At 63.0% G+C, this 18,194-nt stretch carries 13 protein-coding genes; 5 read left to right on the top strand and 8 right to left on the bottom strand.

Annotation, left to right across the window (positions count from 1 at the left end):
* Positions 1 to 35: 35 nt before the first annotated feature.
* A complete protein-coding gene (locus tag AAGS40_RS24320) occupies positions 36 to 2,837 on the bottom strand; it encodes a heavy metal translocating P-type ATPase (protein ID WP_345815567.1) in 2,802 nt (933 codons plus the stop codon).
* 355 nt (positions 2,838 to 3,192) lie between these two features.
* Here AAGS40_RS24320 and AAGS40_RS24315 point away from each other — a divergent pair, with 355 nt between their 5' ends.
* The 5 genes from AAGS40_RS24315 to AAGS40_RS24295 all read left to right on the top strand — a co-directional run bounded on the left by AAGS40_RS24315 (position 3,193) and on the right by AAGS40_RS24295 (position 10,702).
* A complete protein-coding gene (locus AAGS40_RS24315) occupies positions 3,193 to 4,608 on the top strand; it encodes a DUF1254 domain-containing protein (protein ID WP_345815566.1) in 1,416 nt (471 codons plus the stop codon).
* 200 nt (positions 4,609 to 4,808) lie between these two features.
* Entirely contained in the window at positions 4,809 to 8,651 is a 3,843-nt protein-coding gene (locus AAGS40_RS24310; protein WP_345815565.1) for a DUF748 domain-containing protein, read from the top strand.
* A gap of 197 nt (positions 8,652 to 8,848) precedes the next feature.
* Complete coding sequence (locus AAGS40_RS24305) at positions 8,849 to 9,544, top strand: hypothetical protein (protein ID WP_345815564.1); 696 nt, start codon at positions 8,849 to 8,851, stop codon at positions 9,542 to 9,544.
* Positions 9,545 to 9,672: 128 nt separating this feature from the next.
* Positions 9,673 to 10,314, top strand: a complete 642-nt coding sequence (locus tag AAGS40_RS24300) for a response regulator transcription factor (RefSeq protein ID WP_345815563.1) — start codon at positions 9,673 to 9,675, stop codon at positions 10,312 to 10,314.
* Positions 10,315 to 10,321: 7 nt separating this feature from the next.
* On the top strand, positions 10,322 to 10,702 hold the full coding sequence (locus AAGS40_RS24295) for an Hpt domain-containing protein (protein ID WP_345815562.1): 381 nt from the start codon (positions 10,322 to 10,324) through the stop codon (positions 10,700 to 10,702).
* 56 nt (positions 10,703 to 10,758) lie between these two features.
* On the opposite strand, the gene AAGS40_RS24290 is transcribed toward AAGS40_RS24295, so the two are convergent.
* The 7 genes from AAGS40_RS24290 to AAGS40_RS24260 form a co-directional block, all read right to left on the bottom strand.
* Positions 10,759 to 11,460 (bottom strand): lytic transglycosylase domain-containing protein, encoded by a 702-nt coding sequence (locus tag AAGS40_RS24290; RefSeq protein ID WP_345815561.1) that lies wholly within the window; start codon positions 11,458 to 11,460, stop codon positions 10,759 to 10,761.
* Between the two features lie 170 nt (positions 11,461 to 11,630).
* Positions 11,631 to 12,380: a TadE family protein gene (locus AAGS40_RS24285; protein WP_345815560.1), complete on the bottom strand. Its 750-nt coding sequence runs from the start codon at positions 12,378 to 12,380 to the stop codon at positions 11,631 to 11,633.
* A gap of 89 nt (positions 12,381 to 12,469) precedes the next feature.
* Positions 12,470 to 12,820 carry a DUF192 domain-containing protein gene (locus tag AAGS40_RS24280; protein WP_345815559.1) on the bottom strand — a complete coding sequence of 117 codons (351 nt, stop codon included), beginning with the start codon at positions 12,818 to 12,820 and terminating at the stop codon, positions 12,470 to 12,472.
* The gene (locus AAGS40_RS24275) at positions 12,817 to 13,698 is read right to left on the bottom strand and encodes a type II secretion system F family protein (protein WP_345815558.1); all 882 of its coding nucleotides are present in this window, start codon (positions 13,696 to 13,698) and stop codon (positions 12,817 to 12,819) included. Before AAGS40_RS24275 ends, AAGS40_RS24280 begins: the two co-directional genes overlap by 4 nt.
* A 3-nt stretch (positions 13,699 to 13,701) precedes the next feature.
* The gene (locus AAGS40_RS24270) at positions 13,702 to 14,550 is read right to left on the bottom strand and encodes a type II secretion system F family protein (RefSeq protein ID WP_345815557.1); all 849 of its coding nucleotides are present in this window, start codon (positions 14,548 to 14,550) and stop codon (positions 13,702 to 13,704) included.
* A 10-nt stretch (positions 14,551 to 14,560) separates the two neighbouring features.
* On the bottom strand, positions 14,561 to 16,522 hold the full coding sequence (locus AAGS40_RS24265; protein ID WP_345815556.1) for an ATPase, T2SS/T4P/T4SS family: 1,962 nt from the start codon (positions 16,520 to 16,522) through the stop codon (positions 14,561 to 14,563).
* A 21-nt stretch (positions 16,523 to 16,543) separates the two neighbouring features.
* The gene (locus AAGS40_RS24260; protein WP_345815555.1) at positions 16,544 to 18,190 is read right to left on the bottom strand and encodes a pilus assembly protein N-terminal domain-containing protein; all 1,647 of its coding nucleotides are present in this window, start codon (positions 18,188 to 18,190) and stop codon (positions 16,544 to 16,546) included.
* Positions 18,191 to 18,194 lie beyond the last annotated feature (4 nt).

The raw sequence follows: 18,194 nt of genomic DNA, 5'->3' as shown, positions 1-18,194 counted from the left end.
GTGTTGTAAGGTGACGTGCCGGCGCTTTGCTCGGGCTAACGCCGCGCCGGCTTCTGCGCCGGCGGCTGCGTTGGGTGATGTGCTGCCGGACGTGCTGGCTGACTGGCCGCCTGATCCGCCGCTGCGCGCCACGTGCGGAGCAGCAGCGCATTGGTCACGACGCTCACGCTCGAGAACGCCATTGCCGCGCCGGCGAGCATTGGATTGAGCAGGCCAAACGCGGCGAGCGGCACCCCAATCAGGTTGTAGATGAATGCCCAGAACAGATTTTGCCGGATTTTGCGCCACGTTTTGCGCGAAATATCGATCGCGTCGGCGACCAGTGCGGGATCGCCGCGCATCAACGTGATGCCGGCGGCGTGCATCGCGACGTCGGTGCCCGTGGCCATGGCTATGCCGATGTCGGCGGCGGCGAGTGCGGGCGCGTCGTTGATGCCGTCGCCCGCCATTGCAACGATGCCCGCACTGCAAATCTTCAGGTCGTGAATCACGCGCGCTTTGCCGTCGGGCAAGACGCCCGCGTGGTATTCGTCGATGCCGAGTGCCTTTGCGACGCTGGCCGCGCTGCCCTCGTTGTCACCGGTGACTAGCACGCTGCGGATGCCCATGTCTTTGAGCCGCTGGATCGCGGCGCGTGCGGTCGGTTTGAGCGTGTCGCCGAAGGCAATCAGCGCGAGCGCGCGAGGCGTCTGTGAAGCGCGTTCCATCAGCCACGACACGGTATTGCCCGACGCTTCAAGTGCCTCGGCGCGAGCGCGCGCTTGCGGCGGCAGTTCGATGCCGAGTTCGTCCAGCCAGCGCGTGCTGCCAAGCGCCAGCGAACGGCCGCCGACGTCGGCTTCCACGCCGCGTCCAGCGACTGCGCGCGCGCCGGTGGCGGTGGCGGTGGCTTTCGCGCCGCCCGTCGCAACGGGGGGCGTCGCGATGGATGTTGCGGGCGTTGCCGCGGGTTCCGCCACGGTCGCCTCCGCGCTTGTGGCGATCGCCACGCTCGCTGCGGATCCCGCAGACGGCGTCGTTCCCGTCGCTGCCGCGTCCGCTCCGGATGCAATGCGCTCAGCGTCCGCCGAGGCTTCGTACGCGTTCACCACTGCGCGGGCCAGCGGGTGATCGCTCTGCCGTTGCACGGCGGCGGCAAGCGCGAGCGCCTCGGCGCGGTCCATGCCGTCAAGCGGCTCGAACGCCGTGACCGACGGCTGGCCGAGCGTCAAAGTGCCGGTCTTGTCGAACGCGACGACATTCACCCGATGCGCGGTTTCCAGCGCCTCGGCGTCCTTGATCAGCACGCCTTGCCGCGCGGCCACGCCAGTGCCGGCCATGATGGCGGCCGGTGTCGCGAGGCCGAGCGCGCACGGGCATGCGATGACGAGCACCGCGACCGCATTCAGGATCGCCGTTTCGCCGCCCGCGCCCGCGATCAGCCAGCCGGCCAGCGTGAGCGCTCCGATAGCCAGTATCGCCGGCACGAAAATCTCGCTGACGCGATCGACGAGGCGCTGGATCGGCGCTTTCCCGGCCTGCGCGCTTTCCACGAGACGGATGATGCGAGCGAGCGTCGTCTCGGCGCCGACGGCGGTGGTCGTCACCGCGATCGCGCCTTCGCCGTTGATCGAACCGGCGGTGACGGGATCGGCCGGCTGCTTCGGCACCGGCAGGCTTTCGCCGGTAATCAGCGATTCGTCGATATGCGTGTTGCCTTCGAGCACCGTGCCATCGATGGGCACGCGTTCGCCTGGGCGCACGATCACGACAGTGCCGACACGCACTTGCGCGAGCGGCACATCGCGTTCCGCGGTGCCCGCGCGGATGCGGGCGCGTTCGGGCCGCAGCGCATTGAGTGCGCGGATCGCGTCGGTCGTCTGGCGCTTCGCGCGCGCTTCGAGCCACTTGCCGAAACGCACCAGCGTGATGACGACCGCCGATGCCTCGAAGTACAGGTGCATCGTGTCGCCGGGGTGAGCCGCCAGCTCGTAGACACTGACGCCATAGGCCGCCGATGTGCCGAGCGCGACCAGCAGATCCATGTTGCCCGCGCCGGCGCGCACGGCGCGCCACGCCGCGCGATAGAAGCGCGCGCCGAACACGAACTGCACGATGGACGCAAGGCCGAAATGCAACCACGGCGGCAGCATCGCGTGAATGCCGAACCATTCGCCGACCATCGGCACGACGAGCGGCAACGTCAGCGCAGCGGATGCGAGCACGGCAGCGAGTTCGCGACGCGCTTCGATGCGCTTGCGCTCAGCTGGAGTGATGGCGGCGGCGCTGACGTGGACGCCGGCCGTCTCGTGTTCGGATGGTGTGTCGTCGGGCGGCGCAATCAGCGTCGCTTCGTAGCCCGCTTTTTTGACGGCGGCAATCAGCGTGTTGACATCCGACGACGTATCGCTCAGATCGACGGTCGCGGTTTCGGTCGCCAGATTCACGGACGCACTCTGCACGCCCGGCACTTTGGCGAGCGCCTTTTCGACGCGCATTGCGCACGACGCGCACGTCATCCCGCCAATCGCCAGCTCGGCGACCTGCGAAGCCGCATTCGCCGGGACGCGCTGGTCTTGAGCAGTGGGCGCGACGGGCGCGACGGGCGTCGCTTCATAGCCGGCTCGGCGCACGGCATCGACGAGCGCGTCCGCGCCGACACTGGCGTCGCTGTCCACCTGCGCCTGTTCGGTCGCCAGGTTGACGGACGCGCGGGCGACGCCCGGCACCCTGGCGAGCGCCTTTTCGACCCGCATCGCGCATGACGCGCATGTCATGCCGCCAATGTCGAGGCTGGTGATGCGGTCGGCTGGATGGGCGGTGTCGGCGGGACGCCGCGGGTTTGCGAGTTCAGTCATGGTGGGCAGAGCTCCGGGCGGCATCGAGCCGCAGTATCGAGCCAGTATTGACCTTCCCATAATGGGAAGGTCAAGAACCGTCTGAATGACAAGTTCGTCGGCAGCCGGGCAGGCACATGCCGAGGGTTCGTGCTTCGTCAAAAATCCCCGGCCGTCGCACAAGTGTGCGCCTCTCCACCTTTACAGGCGTGATTCCTGCGTTTGCGCTTGCCTGGTTAGCAAGGATACGATACAACGCGGTGTTGCCGGCAACGCGAGCCCTGGACTGGCTGCGCGTGGTTCAGGCAAACCATGCAGGCAGGTTTCGCCACGCGCCGGCACATCCCCAGGACCACACGTTCCGCCACCTGAACGAATGATAAAAAATCGCCGAGTACTGTTCTCGCTTCACTGGACCTGCGCATCGTTCGCGGGCCTCGCCTTTCTGGCCGGTTGCGCGTCGTCGCCGTCCGCGACGCAGAAAACCACCGGCTGGATCAAGGACGAAGTCGCCGATTCTTACGTGTTCGGCTATCCGCTCGTGCTGATGGGTGTCGCGCGCGATGCGGCCGTCGGCAGCGATCCGGGGCAGGCGCCCGTCAACACGCTGCGTCACGCGCAAGCGTTGCCGCCAATTGGCGCGGCCTACCCGCAGCGTCCCAGTCTCGACACGCTGGATTCGACCGGCTGGCTGGATGTCGGAAGCGAGCCGGTAGTCCTCTCGCTGCCCGATTCGCATGGCCGTTATGTCGACGCCCGCGTGCTCGACATGTGGACGAACGTGGTCTGGTCGACCAGTTCGCAATTCGGCGCGCATGCGGCAGGCATCAAGGCGCAAAACATCGCGTTCGTCGGACCCGGCTGGCAGGGCGATCTTCCCAGTGGCGTGACACGCGTCGACGTGCCGACGCACGACGCGTGGGTGAGCGTTCGCATCCAGTCGAATCGCGGACGTGACCTCGCGGCAGTCCGCAGATTGCAACGGGGCATTCGCGTTGCGCCGTTGAGTGTCTATGTCGGCGGCACGCGCAATGCACTGGCCGCACTGCCGCGCGGCGGCGCCGATGTCAATTCATCCGCTTCGGCCACGCCGGCCGCACAGGTGGCCGCGCTCGACGCCAATGCGTTTTTCACGCGGCTCGCGCAGGCGCTGCCCGACAATCCGCCGACACCGGCCGATCCGCACGCATTGAAGTTTTTAGCCGATCTGGGCGTCACGCCCGGCGAGCCCGTGAAGCTGCCGAACGCTCCCGAGGCGATCGCCGCCGGTCTGGCCGACGGCCATGAGCGCGTCGCCACGCCACCGCCGAATCTGTTGAGCGCGAATGGGTGGAGCTGGTTTGGCGAAGGCGTCGGCAATTACGGTCCCGATTACGCGATGCGTGCTTATGCGGCATTTACCCAGCCGGGCATCGGCACGAAGGACGACGAAGTGCGCGCAATCGTCACGCAGGATAGCGACGGTCATCCGCTCAATGGCGCCAATCGCTACGTCATTCACTTCGCGCCGAACGAACTGCCGCCGGTGCGCGGTTTCTGGTCGATCACCGCATACACGAAAGACGGCGCGCTCGGCGACAGCGCGCCTGCGCGTCTCGCGGTGGGCGACCGCAATGGCGCGCGCCGCAATCGCGATGGTTCGCTCGACGTGACGGTTTCATCCACGCGCGGCAGAGGCGGCAACTGGTTGCCGGCGCCGCGCGCCGATCTGCAACTCGTGCTGCGTTTGTACGCGCCGAAACCTCAGGCAACCGACGGCACCTGGCAGCCGCCCGCAGTCGTGCGTCAATGACGTGACAGACCCTGTCGGTCCGATGGTCTGCCCAACACGCGTCCGCCGCCCTCAACGCCCGGACGCGCAGCCTTGTGTGCGGTCGAAAATGTAAAGCACGGCTTACATTTTCCAACTACCCGAGATTCACCACTTATACTGCCAGTTGCGGGATTTTCGTTTTCGCGGCGGGCTTGCCGCCGCACTATCCACAACCGAGCATGGCAAGCCTCAACAAAGCAACATTCGCATCTTCCATGCAGACCGTGCGCGACGTTGCGCAGTCACGCCATACCCGGCGCGTCATCATTGGTCTGCTGATCTTCATCGTTTTGTTCGGGCTGCTGGGATTTTTCGCGGCGCCGCCGCTGATCCGCCACATCGCGGAACAGCAACTCAGCAGGCAACTCGATCGTCCGGCCAGCATCGGCCGCATTGCGCTCAATCCTTATACGCTCAGACTGGAAGCCGACCGTGTGCATATCGGCGAGCGCGGCGGCGCGGGCGATTTCGTGGATATTTCGCGGATCATCGTGCAGCCTTCGTGGAGTTCATTGTTTCGCGCCGCGCCGATCGTCGATGAAGTGCAGCTCGATTCACCGCGTTTTCATCTTGTCCGTGACGACGCGGGGCGCTTCAATTTCACGGATCTGATCGAGAAGTTCTCGAAGCCCTCGGCGAAAACCGATAACAAACCCACACTGTTTTCCGTGTCGAACATACGCCTCGAAAACGGCAAGATCACGTTCGACGACAAGCTGCTCGGCGCCACGCACGTGATCGATCAATGGAAGCTGGGCATTCCGTTTATCGCCACGCTGCCGTCGAAAACCGACATCTTCGTGGAGCCGCTGCTGCGCGCGCGCATCGACGGCAGTCCGCTTGCGATCGACGGCAAGACCAAGCCTTTCGCGGCGTCGCGGGAGTCGGAGATATCGCTGCGTTTCGACGGGCTCGACGTGCCGCGTCTCGTGTCCTACGTGCCGACCAAGCTGCCGGTCCTCGTGCAGTCCGGCAAGCTCTCCACCGATCTGAAGCTCAACTTCGTGATGTCGAACGACGCGCCTTCGCTGCGCGTGACCGGCACCGTCGATATGAACGACGTGGACGTGCGCGATCAGGCCAAGGCGCCGTTCTTCGCGGCGCACGCAGTGCACGTGGCCGCCGCAACGCTCGATCCGCTGAAGAGCCTGTATCACTTCGACGACATCCGCATCGACGCGCCGACTGCCGCGCTCTCGCGTGACCGGGACGGCGTGTTGAGCGTCGAGCGCATGTTCGCGCCGGCGCCTGCAAGGACGTCTGCCGCAGCTAAAGCGTCTGTAGCCGCGTCTGAAACCGCGCTTGCAGCCGCGCTTGCAGCCGCGCCTGCCTCCGCGTCAACGCCAACGCAGACGCAGGCCAACGCAGCCAGTGCGCCCGCTGAAGCGTCGGGCGCGAGCGCTACGCAAAACGCGGCGCCGCCGCTCGATCTGTCGATCAAACATTTCGCGCTGAACGACGGCACGGTGAATATTCATGACGACGCTGCATCGCGTCCCGTGGACGTCGGTCTGCAAAAGCTCGCCGTCACGCTCACCGACTTTTCGACGCTCGCCCCGGCCCCCGCGCATTACACGCTCAGCACCGAGTTCAAGGACGGTGGGGGCTCGCTCGGCGCAGCGGGCGCGTTCGGACTCGCCGCGAAAACCGCAAACGCAAAGCTCGATCTGAAGTCGTTGAAGTTGCCGCTGATCCAGCCGTATATCGACACCGCAACCGCAGCGCAAGTCACGGACGGCGCGTTGTCGGCCACGACGAATGTCGGCGCGAACTGGTCGAAGTCGCCGGTGGCCGTGATGGTCGACGACACGCAACTCGACCTGCAATCGCTCAAGCTGGCGGCGCGGGGCAACAGCATTCCGCTGGTCTCGCTCGCACAAGGGCGTGTCGTGGTCAGGCACGTGGACGTGGCCGCGCGCGTAGCCGAGGTGACGAGCGTCGACACAACCGGTCTTGCGCTCGATGTCGCGCGGCTGAAAGACGGCAGCATCAATCTGGCGTCGCTCGCCGGTCCCCATGAAGTCGCGCAGCAACGCACGGCGGTTCACGCGGTGAAGAAAGCGCAGGTGGAAGGGCCGGCATGGCACTACAGGATCGGCGAGCTGACGCTGAAAGACGCGACGGCGAATTTCATCGACAACACGACGCCGCAGTCGGTCAAGCTGAGCATCACGCCGCTGCAACTGAAGGTGCAGCAGATCAGCGACGATCTGAGCCGACCGCTGCCCGTCGATCTGCAGGCAACGTTGAACGGTAAAGGCACGCTCGGCATCAACGGCGACGTCACCGCCACGCCGCTCAAGGTGGCGGTCAAGGTGAACGCGAACCGGCTCGACGCGGCGGCATTCGAGCCGTATTTTGGCAACAAGCTCAATGCGCAGATTGCGAGCGCACTGCTCAACGCGAGCGGCGATCTGTCGCTGACGCAAGCCAAAGCGCTCAAAGCGAATTATCAAGGCGACCTTGCGCTCGTCGATGTTCGGATGCTCGACAAGGCAACTTCCGATCCGTTTGCAGGGTGGGGCTCGCTCGCGCTGTCCAATCTGAAAGCGGATTACGACGAGCATGGCGCCGTTGTCGACGCAGCGCGCGTCACGTTTACGAAATTCTATGGGCGCGTCTTGCTCGACGCGCAGGGCAAGCTCAACCTGAACGATGTCGTGGCGCACGAAAGCGGAGCGTCGAAGTCGCTCACGCGCGACAAGAGCGGCGGCGACCCCGTGCCGTTGACGCCGCAGCCGGCGTCGACGGCGGCTGTGCCTGCGGCTCCTGCCCCTGCCTCCGCGGCCTCCGCGCCGGCAACGGTCACGGCCGCTACGCCGCCGCAAAGTCCCGTGAAGCTGCACTTCGGCCAGCTCGTGCTGCAACAGGGCCGCGTAACGTACACGGATAACTTCATCAAGCCGAACTTCACGGCGAACCTCGTCAATATTCAGGGGACCGTCGGTGCGTTCGGTACGCAGTCCACTACATCGGCGCCGGTGGACATTGCCGCGAAGCTGGCCGCGAATGGTCCGTTGTCGATCCGCGGCACCGTGAATCCGCTGATTGCGAAACCCGCGCTCGACCTGACCGCGAGCGCGCACGATATCGAACTGACCAATCTCACGCCATATTCCGCGAAATACGCGGGCTATCCGATCACGAAGGGCAAGCTGAACGTCGATCTGCATTACCAGCTCGCTAACGATCAGCTCAATGCGAACAATCATCTTTTCATCGACCAGCTTACGTTCGGCGATCACGTCGACAACACGACGGCGACGAAACTGCCGGTGCGTCTCGCCATTTCGCTGCTGAAGAACTCGCGTGGAGAAATCGACGTGAATCTGCCGGTGTCGGGTTCGCTGTCGAATCCCGAATTCAGCATTGGCGGTTTGATCTGGCATGCCGTGCTCAACCTGCTGGAAAAGGCCGTCACTGCGCCGTTCTCGCTGATCGCCAACGCTTTTGGCGGCAATGCGGAGGAATTGGGCTACGTCGAGTTCGAACCGGGCTCGGCGACCCTCACCGACGCCGACACGAAAAAGCTCGACACGATCGTCAAGGCCCTCGCTGACAAGAAGTCGGTCCGTATGGACCTGACAGGCCGCGTCGATCCCGCCGTGGACGAGCCCGCGTTGCGCACCGCCTACGTGGAGCGCCTCGTCAAGCAGCAGAAGATCAAGGACGTGGTGGGAAATGGCGCAAGCGTGGACCTGTCGACCGTGAGTGTCGATCCGAAGGAATACGACAAGTATCTGACGCAGGCTTACAAGTCGGCGGATTTCAAGAAGCCGCGCAATATCGTCGGCCTGACCAAAAGCGTACCCGACGACGACATGAAGAACGCTCTCGCCGCCAACGCGCCCATCGACGAAGGCAGCCTGCGCGAACTCGCGCAACGGCGCGCGCAGAGCGTGCAGCAGTATCTCGATGGCAAGATCGACAGCAGCCGCGTGTTCATCGTCGCACCGAAACTGAACGCGGATGGCATCAAGGACAAAGGTGCGGCGACGCGCGTCGATTTCGGCCTCAAGTAAACGCGGGGCGTGCGTCGTCACGGGTGGAAACGAGTGGCGAATCACATAATGCTGAAAATGTTTTGCATCCTTGTGCTGTCGAGCCGAGGAATCGAACCTCATCTCGCGCCTTTCTAAGACTGGTCCCATTCCACGCTTCTCTGCGTCTCTGCATACTCTGAGCCTTCGAAAAATGTTGCGCTCGACGCAGAGAATGAATGAAATTCCAGCTAACGACGCTCGTGTGCGTGCTGGCCTTCACGGGGTGTGCAGACCACGCCGCACGCGAGCGACTCGGCATCGTCGATTCCACGGTATTGAAGTCAGGCATGGGTGCTTCACAAGACGAAGCCGCCGGTGCTCCGAGCCCGCAATGGGTCAGCGCCTATGCGTCCATCCGCCGCAGTCTGGGTGCGCTCGCGTCGTTGCAGCAACGGCTCGACCAGTTGCCTCGCGACAGGCGCGAATATTTCCACGCGAAGGCGCAATGCTGGCTGAATGCCGCGCAACAGGCGCGGGCGGACCGTGACCTGTGGGGCTTCGTCGAAGAAGCGCTCGGCCAGGCCGCCGTCATTACGATAGGGCTGCAGAACAGCGCGTCGCTATCCGCTGCCAATCCGGCGCTGCGCACGGTGTCCACCGTACGCCCTGACCTGTGGGACATCGTCAACGCCATCAAGGCTGATCCTGCTGTCGCACGGTGTCCGCATGCGCAAGCGCCGCTTGCCTGCGCCGAAGTCGAACTGATGCACGCCGGGCACGACGCCTGGCGCCGCAATTTCTCCGCCTCTGAATCACGTTTGCCGCATATAAAGGACAGTTTGCGCGCGTCGGCGGAAACGGCGCTGCACTGCGAGCAGGCCGCCAGCGCTCGCGTTTCTTTTTCGAGGCAGGCAGCAGCGCCCGCTTCATAGCCAGTCTTTTCGGCTCGCCGAGATCTCGCGGCGCGAAATTGAAGTGACGTGGTGCGGATTGATTGACCGGCAGACTTGAGCCGCCGTGGGCGCCTGACGCGGCAAAGATGCTTTAAAGGATTTGAACGATGTCCACCATTCTGATTATCGACGATCACCCTGCGTTCCGGATGATCATCAAAATGCAACTCATGCAACTTCTGGGCGTCGAGGACGTGATCGAAGCCGATAACGGTCAATCCGCCGTTGAGATGGCCCGACAGCATGCGCCGGTGCTCGCCATACTCGACCTGGACATTCCGCGTATCAGTGGACTCGATGTCATTCCGCGACTCAAGCTGGCACATCCAGCGATCCGCGTGATGGTGCTGTCCGGCCACGACCCCGCGACGTTCGCGCCGCGTGCGATGCGCTCAGGCGTGCATGGTTTCGTTGCCAAGTCGCAGGAAATGAAAGAAATCATGCGGGGCGTGGAGGCCGTGCTTGCGGGCTACACCGTCTTCCCGGTCACGTCGAGCGGCTCGGGGATTGCGCTGGCCGGGCGAACGGTGAAGGAAGAGGAGCGCGTCATGATGCTGTCCGATAAGGAACTGGTGATCCTGCAAATGCTCTCTAAGGGTATGTCGAATAAGGCAATTGGCGAGGCGCTTTTTATCAGCAACAAAACCGTGAGCAGTCACAAGACGCGCATCATGCACAAGCTTGGCGTGAAGTCGCTCGTCGAACTCATTGATCTGGCGCGACGCTGCCGGATTGCACTGGCGCAGTAGGCAATCCATGCCAAACCAGCATCAACGCGCTCATGCCGCCGAGTATCGTTCGCTTTATGCCACGGCGCTCGATCTGGTGGGCGGAGATCGAGCTGCTGCATCGCGCGTGCTCGAACTGGTCGCCAATACCAATCGCGCCGGGCTCGTCTCGCTGCGCGAGAGTATCGACAAGTGCGAGTGGGAGCAGGTTGCCAGCGCGGCGCATCGTATTGCCGGTTCCGCGCGTGTGCTCGGGTGTACGGGTCTGCTCGTTCTGCTGACGCGGCTGGAAGCTGCGGCGCGGGCGCGGGAGCGCGGCCGCATCGCGGGCATTTTTCCGCTTGTCAGTCACTCGATCGACGCGCTGAACACGTCGATCGAGGCCGCGCTCAGTCTATGTGCGCTTTGACGTGCATGCGTCGACGAAACTGTTGGCATGCTTGCTTTAAGCCGCCGCACGACCGCTTAATCGCCTTCTCCATCTCCACCTGACAGGACGCGCGCATCCGCGCTCCTATGCATCGGCCGAATCGCCCCCACCGTCCGCACCTCCTGGATGAATGCGCTGGTCGTGCCCAGCATAGCGTCCCGATACCATCCGTAACGCGCGATCACTTTCGGCACGTAACTCAGCGTCTCAGCGTAGGGTGGTATTTGGCCGTTCGATTTCTGCACAGCGCCTTCGCCGGCGTTATAGGCGGCAAGCGCGAGTGCGAGGTCGCCGAACTGCTGGAGGAGCGCTTGCAGATAGCGCGCACCCGCGCCGATGTTCTGCTGCGGATCGAACAGATCAAATGCGCCATGTCGCATTCCCGTCGCGGGCATCAATTGCATGAGACCCGACGCGCCTTTCGGCGACACAGCTTGTGGATTGCCGCCGGATTCGACGTCGATCACAGCCATCAATAATGCGGCGTCGAGTTGCGTAGCGCGCGCGGCCTTTTCGATCAGCGGTGCGAATGCCATCACGCGCGATGCCACAGACGCCGACGGCTCAGCCGCCGGGCTAGCCGTTGCCGGAGTCGCCGTCGTCACCATGACTGAACGCGTGTGCGCGCGAGCGTAAGCAGCGGTGGAGCGCATGGACGGGGCCACGGCGCCCAGTTCGCCGCCGCCCATGCCGCCTACGATCATGACGACGCCGGACGCGTGATGTAATCGTGCCACCCGAGCGTCTGCGGCGTATGCGTCGTGCGGAATGTGAGCAAGCGCCGCAGCACCACAGATCAGCCACGAACGAAGCGACACGTCGCGCCGTTCAGGATCGCGCCCCTCCCGGTGACGCCGAGACAAAACGGCGTCCGGAACGACTCGCGCTGCACTTTGGCGAGCCGACATCAATCGCCCGTCGGATTCGGTGAGTCATTCAGCGCCGAGGCCCGCAGCGGTGACTGCATACGGACAATGGCCTCGGCGTCGAGCGAAATGGGCCAGCGGCCCGTTGCAATACCGTCCTTGAGCTTGATTTTGCAGAGAGCATCGCCGTTCAGCGGATTTCCATAGGGGTCCGGATTAGCAGTCGAACTGGCGGGTTCGCGTGTCAAAATGCCCATAGCCCCGATGGTGCCGATCACATTGGTTGCGTAGTAGATCACCTTGTTGACCAGCGGCACATACATGTCGTAACAGTAGTGCACGTGAATTTTCAAAAGATTGGCATCCTGAATATTCATGCCCGACGTTGCGCCAGGCGGCACCGAAGAATCCCGATACATCAGCGAGTCATTGGGAATCTCCGTGAACGTTGCAGCTTGATCGGGATAGTAACGAGGCCGCGCGTAATCCTGGATCGCAGCCGGCGTCGGGTTGAGCACGGTAATGATGCTGAACTGGGTGGCCGCGGTCTGTGCGCTGGCAAGTGCCGCGGCGACCCCGGCCGCATCCGCGTGGCGAGCGTAAATTGGAGCAAGCCCTCGTGCAAGGCCGGCGCGCATCGCTTGCATCGAACCGTTATTGACCGCGCCTTCGCGCGCGGCTTCAAGTACCGCGACGTCTAGCGTGGATTTCGCCTGATACAGCAGCACGAACTGCAACGTGCCAAAGCAGACGAACAGCAGCGCGGGCGCGACGATGAGGAATTCGGTCATCGACTGCCCCAACTGCCGGAACCGGCGCGCGCCGCGCGCTATACGCGGCCTGGCCCACCGAACCCGTTGCGGCTTGGAACACGAACCTCTCATGACAAGACCTCGAATACGAGCTGGTCGCCGACAGCGAGCCCATGGGTTCGCGCGGAATAAGCAGGCATTTCAAGCGTTTCGGTCGCGCGAAGGCTGAACACGATACGGTGCTTTGGCACCGCATAATGGATCGCGACGATTTGCTGGCGGCGGTCGAGAAACACCACGTCTATTGAAAAGCGCATGCCGAACGTGTGTACCGAGCCACAGCGTGTCAGCAGCAATGCCTCGCCGGATGCAAGATCGTCCCGGCCGAGCAAGCCGCGCATGCGTTCTCCAGCGGTCTGCGTGACCGACACCTGAACAGTCGTATCGCGGCCTTCGGCATAAAGTCGCGCGACTTTCACAGCAAGCCCTCCTGCACGAATTTCATCACGATCGGAAATCCAAGCACGATAAACGTCACTGGAAAAATGAAGATCAACAACGGGAAGACGAGCTTCACCGGCGCTTCCATCGCCTGCTTTTCCGCGCGCTGGAAACGTTCGGAGCGGCGTTGCTCGGACTGGAAGCGCAGCGACTTGGCAAGCCCCGAGCCCATGCGTTCCGCCTGCACGATGGTGCTCACGAGGTTCGTCATTTCCTTGATGCGCAGACGGTCGTCGAGGCGGCGCAGCGATTCCATCCGGTTCAGTCCCGACTTGAGGTCGCGCAAAACGTGTTCGAGTTCTCGACGCAACGGGCCTTCCGGGCCCTTCTCGACCGCCTTCTGAATCGCGCCATTGATGTTCAGACCTGCCTCGACGGCGAGCGTGAGAAAGTCGAGATAGATCGGCAGATGCCTGAGAATCTGGGCGACGCGGCGGCGGCGCACGTCACGCGTCCAGATGCGCGGATAGAAATAACCGAGCGCGGCCGCGAGAATGAGCGCGAGCATCGAGAACATGCCGAGCGCGAGCATCAGCAGCAACACGACGAGCGCCATGCCGACCGCGCCGATGATCGACAGCGCGATGAACTGGCGCGCATTCATCAGGAACGTAAGCGACGTAAGCCGCAATTGCAGGTCGGTCTTGTCGACGAGCTTTGGGCTGAATCTGTCGCCGAAGTGGTGAACCACGAAATTCACGAGCGGCCATAGCGGGCGCAGCGACTTCGGCAGCGGATCGAGGAACGTGCGATCTTCCGGCGGGACGGCGCCAGCCAGACCGTTGATCGACTTGTAGCCGATTGCGATGAACGCAATCAGCCCGAGACTCATGACGAGCGCAATGATGAGCAGCATAGGTCAGACATCGATATTGGTGATGCGGGTGATCGACACGTAGCCGAGAAACTCCATCACGGCGATCACGCTCAATGTGGCCCAGCCGACCGGTTCGTCGAATAGCGGCGCCATTGCTTTGGGTTCCATGAAGCGCAGAACGAGCATCAGAAAGAGCGGCAGGCAGGTCATCACGATCCCCTGCATGCGGCCCTGCGACGTGAGCGCCTTGATCTTGCCTTCCATCTGCAGCTTTTCACGCAACGTGCGGGCGACCGACTCGAGCGCTTCGGCCAGATTGCCGCCCACTTCACGTGCGATCGTGACGGCCGCCGTCATCATCAGAAAGTCGGGAATCGGAACACGCCTCTCCAGATTGCGCATCGCAACATCCATGTCGATGCCGAGCCGGATTTCGCGCATCAGCAAGTCGAATTCCTGCGAAATAGGAGGTGCCATTTCGTAAATCACCGCTTCGAGTGAAGAGGGAAAGCTTGCGCCGGCACGCAGCGCGCCGGACATCATGAGCAGCGCATCGGGCAACTGCTTTTCCAGCGTATCGATACGCTTTTTTTGCATGCGCTTGATGTATTGCTTCGGCAGCATCATGGCAAGCGGTATCGACGCGAGCGCAACCAGAAAGCTGCGGCTGACGAGAAACACGATGACCGGCAATCCGATCATGCCCGCCATGCTCCACGCAGCGGCCTTCTGCCGGTTGACGAATACGAACGCGTCGGCAAGCGAAGACTCGATTTCGCCCGCCATCTGACGTGAACTTTTGCTGATCGTGGCGGTGCCCATGCGCGACACGAGGAAGATCACCAGCAGGCTGCCGAAGAAAGCCAGGCCGAGAATAATGGGAAGACTCATGTCCAGACTCTCATTCGACGCGCGTGAAAATGCCCGTGTTCACCGGAATGCGCCGGCGAATCAATTCCTGGTAGAAGTCGGGTATATACGCCGTGGACACGAACTTGCCCTGAATCTTGCCGTCGTCGCCGAAACCTTCCTCCTTGAAGACGAACACGTCCTGCAAGGTAATGACGCCGGATTCCATGCCGCTCACTTCGGTCACGTGCGTCACGCGGCGTGACCCGCAGGAAAAACGCGACTGCTGCACGATGATGTCCACCGCCGAACTGATCTGCTCACGAATGGCCTGCACGGGCAGATCGAGACCCGCCATCAGCGTCATCACTTCGAGTCGCGCGATGCAGTCACGCGGGGTGTTGGCGTGCGCGGTGGTGAGCGAGCCGTCGTGGCCTGTGTTCATCGCCTGTAGCATGTCTAGCGCCTCGCCGCCGCGACACTCGCCGATCACGATGCGGTCCGGCCGCATCCGCAGGCAGTTCTTCACGAGGTCGCGAATGGGCACCGCGCCTTTGCCTTCCATGTTCGCGGGGCGCGCTTCGAGGCAGACGAGATTGGGCTGGGACAGCTGCAACTCCGCTGCATCCTCCACCGTGACGATGCGTTCGTCGTCAGGAATGTAGTTGGACAGCACGTTCAGCAGCGTCGTCTTGCCCGAGCCCGTGCCGCCGGAGATGATGATGTTGGCGCCTTCCCTGACCGCGGTGTGCAGGAATTCGAGCATGTCCTCCGACAGGGAACCGAAGCGAACCAGATCTTCGCCGCCCAGTTTCTGCCTGGAAAATTTGCGGATCGTCATGCTCGGCCCCTTCAATGCGAGCGGCGGAATCACGGCGTTCACGCGCGACCCGTCGGAGAGCCGGGCGTCGACCATCGGCGAGCTTTCGTCGATGCGGCGGCCAATGGGTGCAACGATTCGTTCGATCGCGCCGAGTACCGCGCGGTCGTCGGTGAAGATCACCGGCGAGCGGGTCAGTTGGCCATATTGCTCGATGAAAATTTCGTTGTGGCAATTCACCATGATTTCCGACACCGTCGGATCGGCCAGCAATTCCTCGAGTGGTCCGAGGCCGATAATTTCGTCGAAGACGCTTTTCTTCAGAGCGTCGAGCGGGATATCGGCGGTGCGAAAACTGGTGTCGTGATTCAGGATATCGTCGAGGGCGGCGCTTACGGTTTTGCGCAGTTCGTCCTCTTCCATGCGCGCTACGTTCAGACGCCGGAGGTCGAGCGCCGCGATCACCTTCATATGCGCCTGCTTGCGCAGTTCGATGCCGTGCGGACTGTTGATGGGCGCAACCGGCAGTTGCGTTGCCGCGCTCTTTTTCGTTGACGCGATTGGCCTGGGCAGTAACGGCTCAAGCCCCGGCGTGACAGCATGATTGGTCGCGGCCGCGCCTTCATGCTGTGGGAGCGTGTGCAAAGCGTTGAGAGCGGGGAGCGATGTTGTCGGCGGAAAATAAGATCGCTCCGACTGCGGCGACGCCGTGAACGAAGCGGGAGCCGCTGCCGCAAAAAAAGGCTCCTGTTGCTCACGCGCGTGATGTTGTGCCGCTGGCTGGGTGGTCCCGCCCATCGTCGACGCAACAGGGTGATCGACTGGCAGCGTTGCAACCGGCGCGTGAGCCGCATGCTGCGCGCTCTGCGCGCCGTGATGGGTCGGTGACACAGACCGCGACACAGAGGCGTCGCGGGCGATCCTGATGGTCGTGACGCCGATTTCTATCTGATCCGCTTCGGTGAGCGGACCGTAGCGCGTGATCGGCGAACCGTTGACCAGCGTTGCCGCAATGCCGCCCTGGTCCTCGATGTAATAAGCGTTGTGTTCTCTTACTATCCGCGCTTGCAGTTTGCCGATGAGCAAACCCTTGACGATCACGTCACAGCTCGCGTCCTTGCCGATCGTGCAACCCTGATCGAGCTGAAGCAGCCGAACCGGCGCATTGCGCGTGTGTACCTGAAGATTGAGCATGGTGGTATCCGCGTTGTGCACTTACTCCGCCGACGTGCCGAGCACGCCGACCTGTTGCGCCGATGTTTTTCCATTCGACGCGGGTTGCGTCGAAACGGGCGGCCGGGTGGCTTGCGGCTGCTGCTCGCTGCTCAGCGCGCGAAGCGCCTCGGCGACGCCCACTGGCGGCACGCCTGTGTAAGGACGGGGTGGCGGCAGCGGCCCAGCGGCATCGACGGACGACGGTTGCGCCCGCGGTTCAGCTGGCGCTGCCTGCTGCAACGTGCTGCGGATCGGAGTGGGAATCAACGCAGGCGTGGGCCCGATCGGTTGACGCGGCGCAGTCGTGTGATTCGCCTTGTCTTTGTCGGCGATGAGTGGATTCGGATTGCCGTACTCCTTGCGGAAGCTTTCGTCGATTCTGTCGGCACGCGTGAGCAGGTTCGTGTTCGGCGCCAGATCCGGGTCTGAGATCACCGGAGTCACGAAGATCACGAGATCGCTTTTCTTGGACCGGAACGCGTCGGAGCGGAACAGCTGTCCGATGATCGGCACCTGGCTGAGGAATGGCATGCCGTTGGAATCATTCGTCGCGTCCGCACTGATCAGTCCGGAAATAGCCAGCGTTTCGCCCGCTCGCATTGAGATGTCCGAACTCGTGTTGCGAGTCAGAAAACCCGGCATGCCGGCATACGTCACGGATGGGTCGATCTGACTGATTTCCGTAGTGAGATGCGCCGAGATAATGTTGTTCGCGTCCACCACCGGAATGATGCTCAGCTTGATACCGTAGTCCTTGTACTCGACGCTTGTCGTGCCGAGCGCGCCTGACTGCGGAATCGGCACCTGGCCGCCCGCGAGGAAACTCGCCGTTCCGCCGCTCTTCGTGTTCAGCTCCGGGGCCGCAAGCACGTACGCGTCGCCGTTTTCCACGGCAAAGTTGATTTGCGACGTGATGTTCGAGGCAATGCCCGCGAGGAAATAACTCGTTCCCGCGACGGCGGCCTTGGCCGCGCCGGTTGCAACGGTCGCCGCCCCGCCGATCTGCGGCCCTTTGAATGCGCTGTCCCACGCAATGCCGAGATTGCGCTGGCCGTTGCGCGTCACTTCCATGATCTGTACCTTGAAGTGCACGGTTTTGCGCAGCGCGTCGCCTTCGTCGACCGTGGTGGTGTCGACGACGTTCGTCATGTCGTGCGTCGCGGCCTTCACGATATTCGCCATGTCGCGATGGATCACGCCGGAAAGCACGATATTCGAGCCGATTGCATCGATGTGCAGTCCCGACACGGGCTTGAGCACCGCGCGCAACTGTCCCACCGACGCGCTGACTTCCGCTTTCGCTATACGGACGGTAGTTTGCAGCGCGATGCCCTTCTGGTTCCACACGACGAGCGACGTGATGCCGTCCTTCTCGCCAAGCAGTACCAGGCTGCCGTCGACCACGTTGGCGGTAATCAGCTTGCCGTCACCAATGGCGATGCGTTTGATCGTTCCCGGAATATGGAGGATCCGTACTTCGCCACGGAACATGTCGAGCACTCGCGTGCCGGCGGCAGGACTATCCTGGGTTGCGGAGTAGCTGGATTGAGCCACCACGGCTGGCGCCGCCTCGCACAACAGCATGGCAACGAGAACAGACGGCAGGACCCGGCGGCGCAGAGGCGCCGCGTTATGTTTGACTTTCATGGAA

The organism is Paraburkholderia sp. PREW-6R (assembly GCF_039621805.1).
GTDB lineage: Bacteria > Pseudomonadota > Gammaproteobacteria > Burkholderiales > Burkholderiaceae > Paraburkholderia.
The sequence above is the reverse complement of the archived record's forward strand: the minus strand, read 5'-3'. Positions and strand labels throughout refer to the sequence as shown.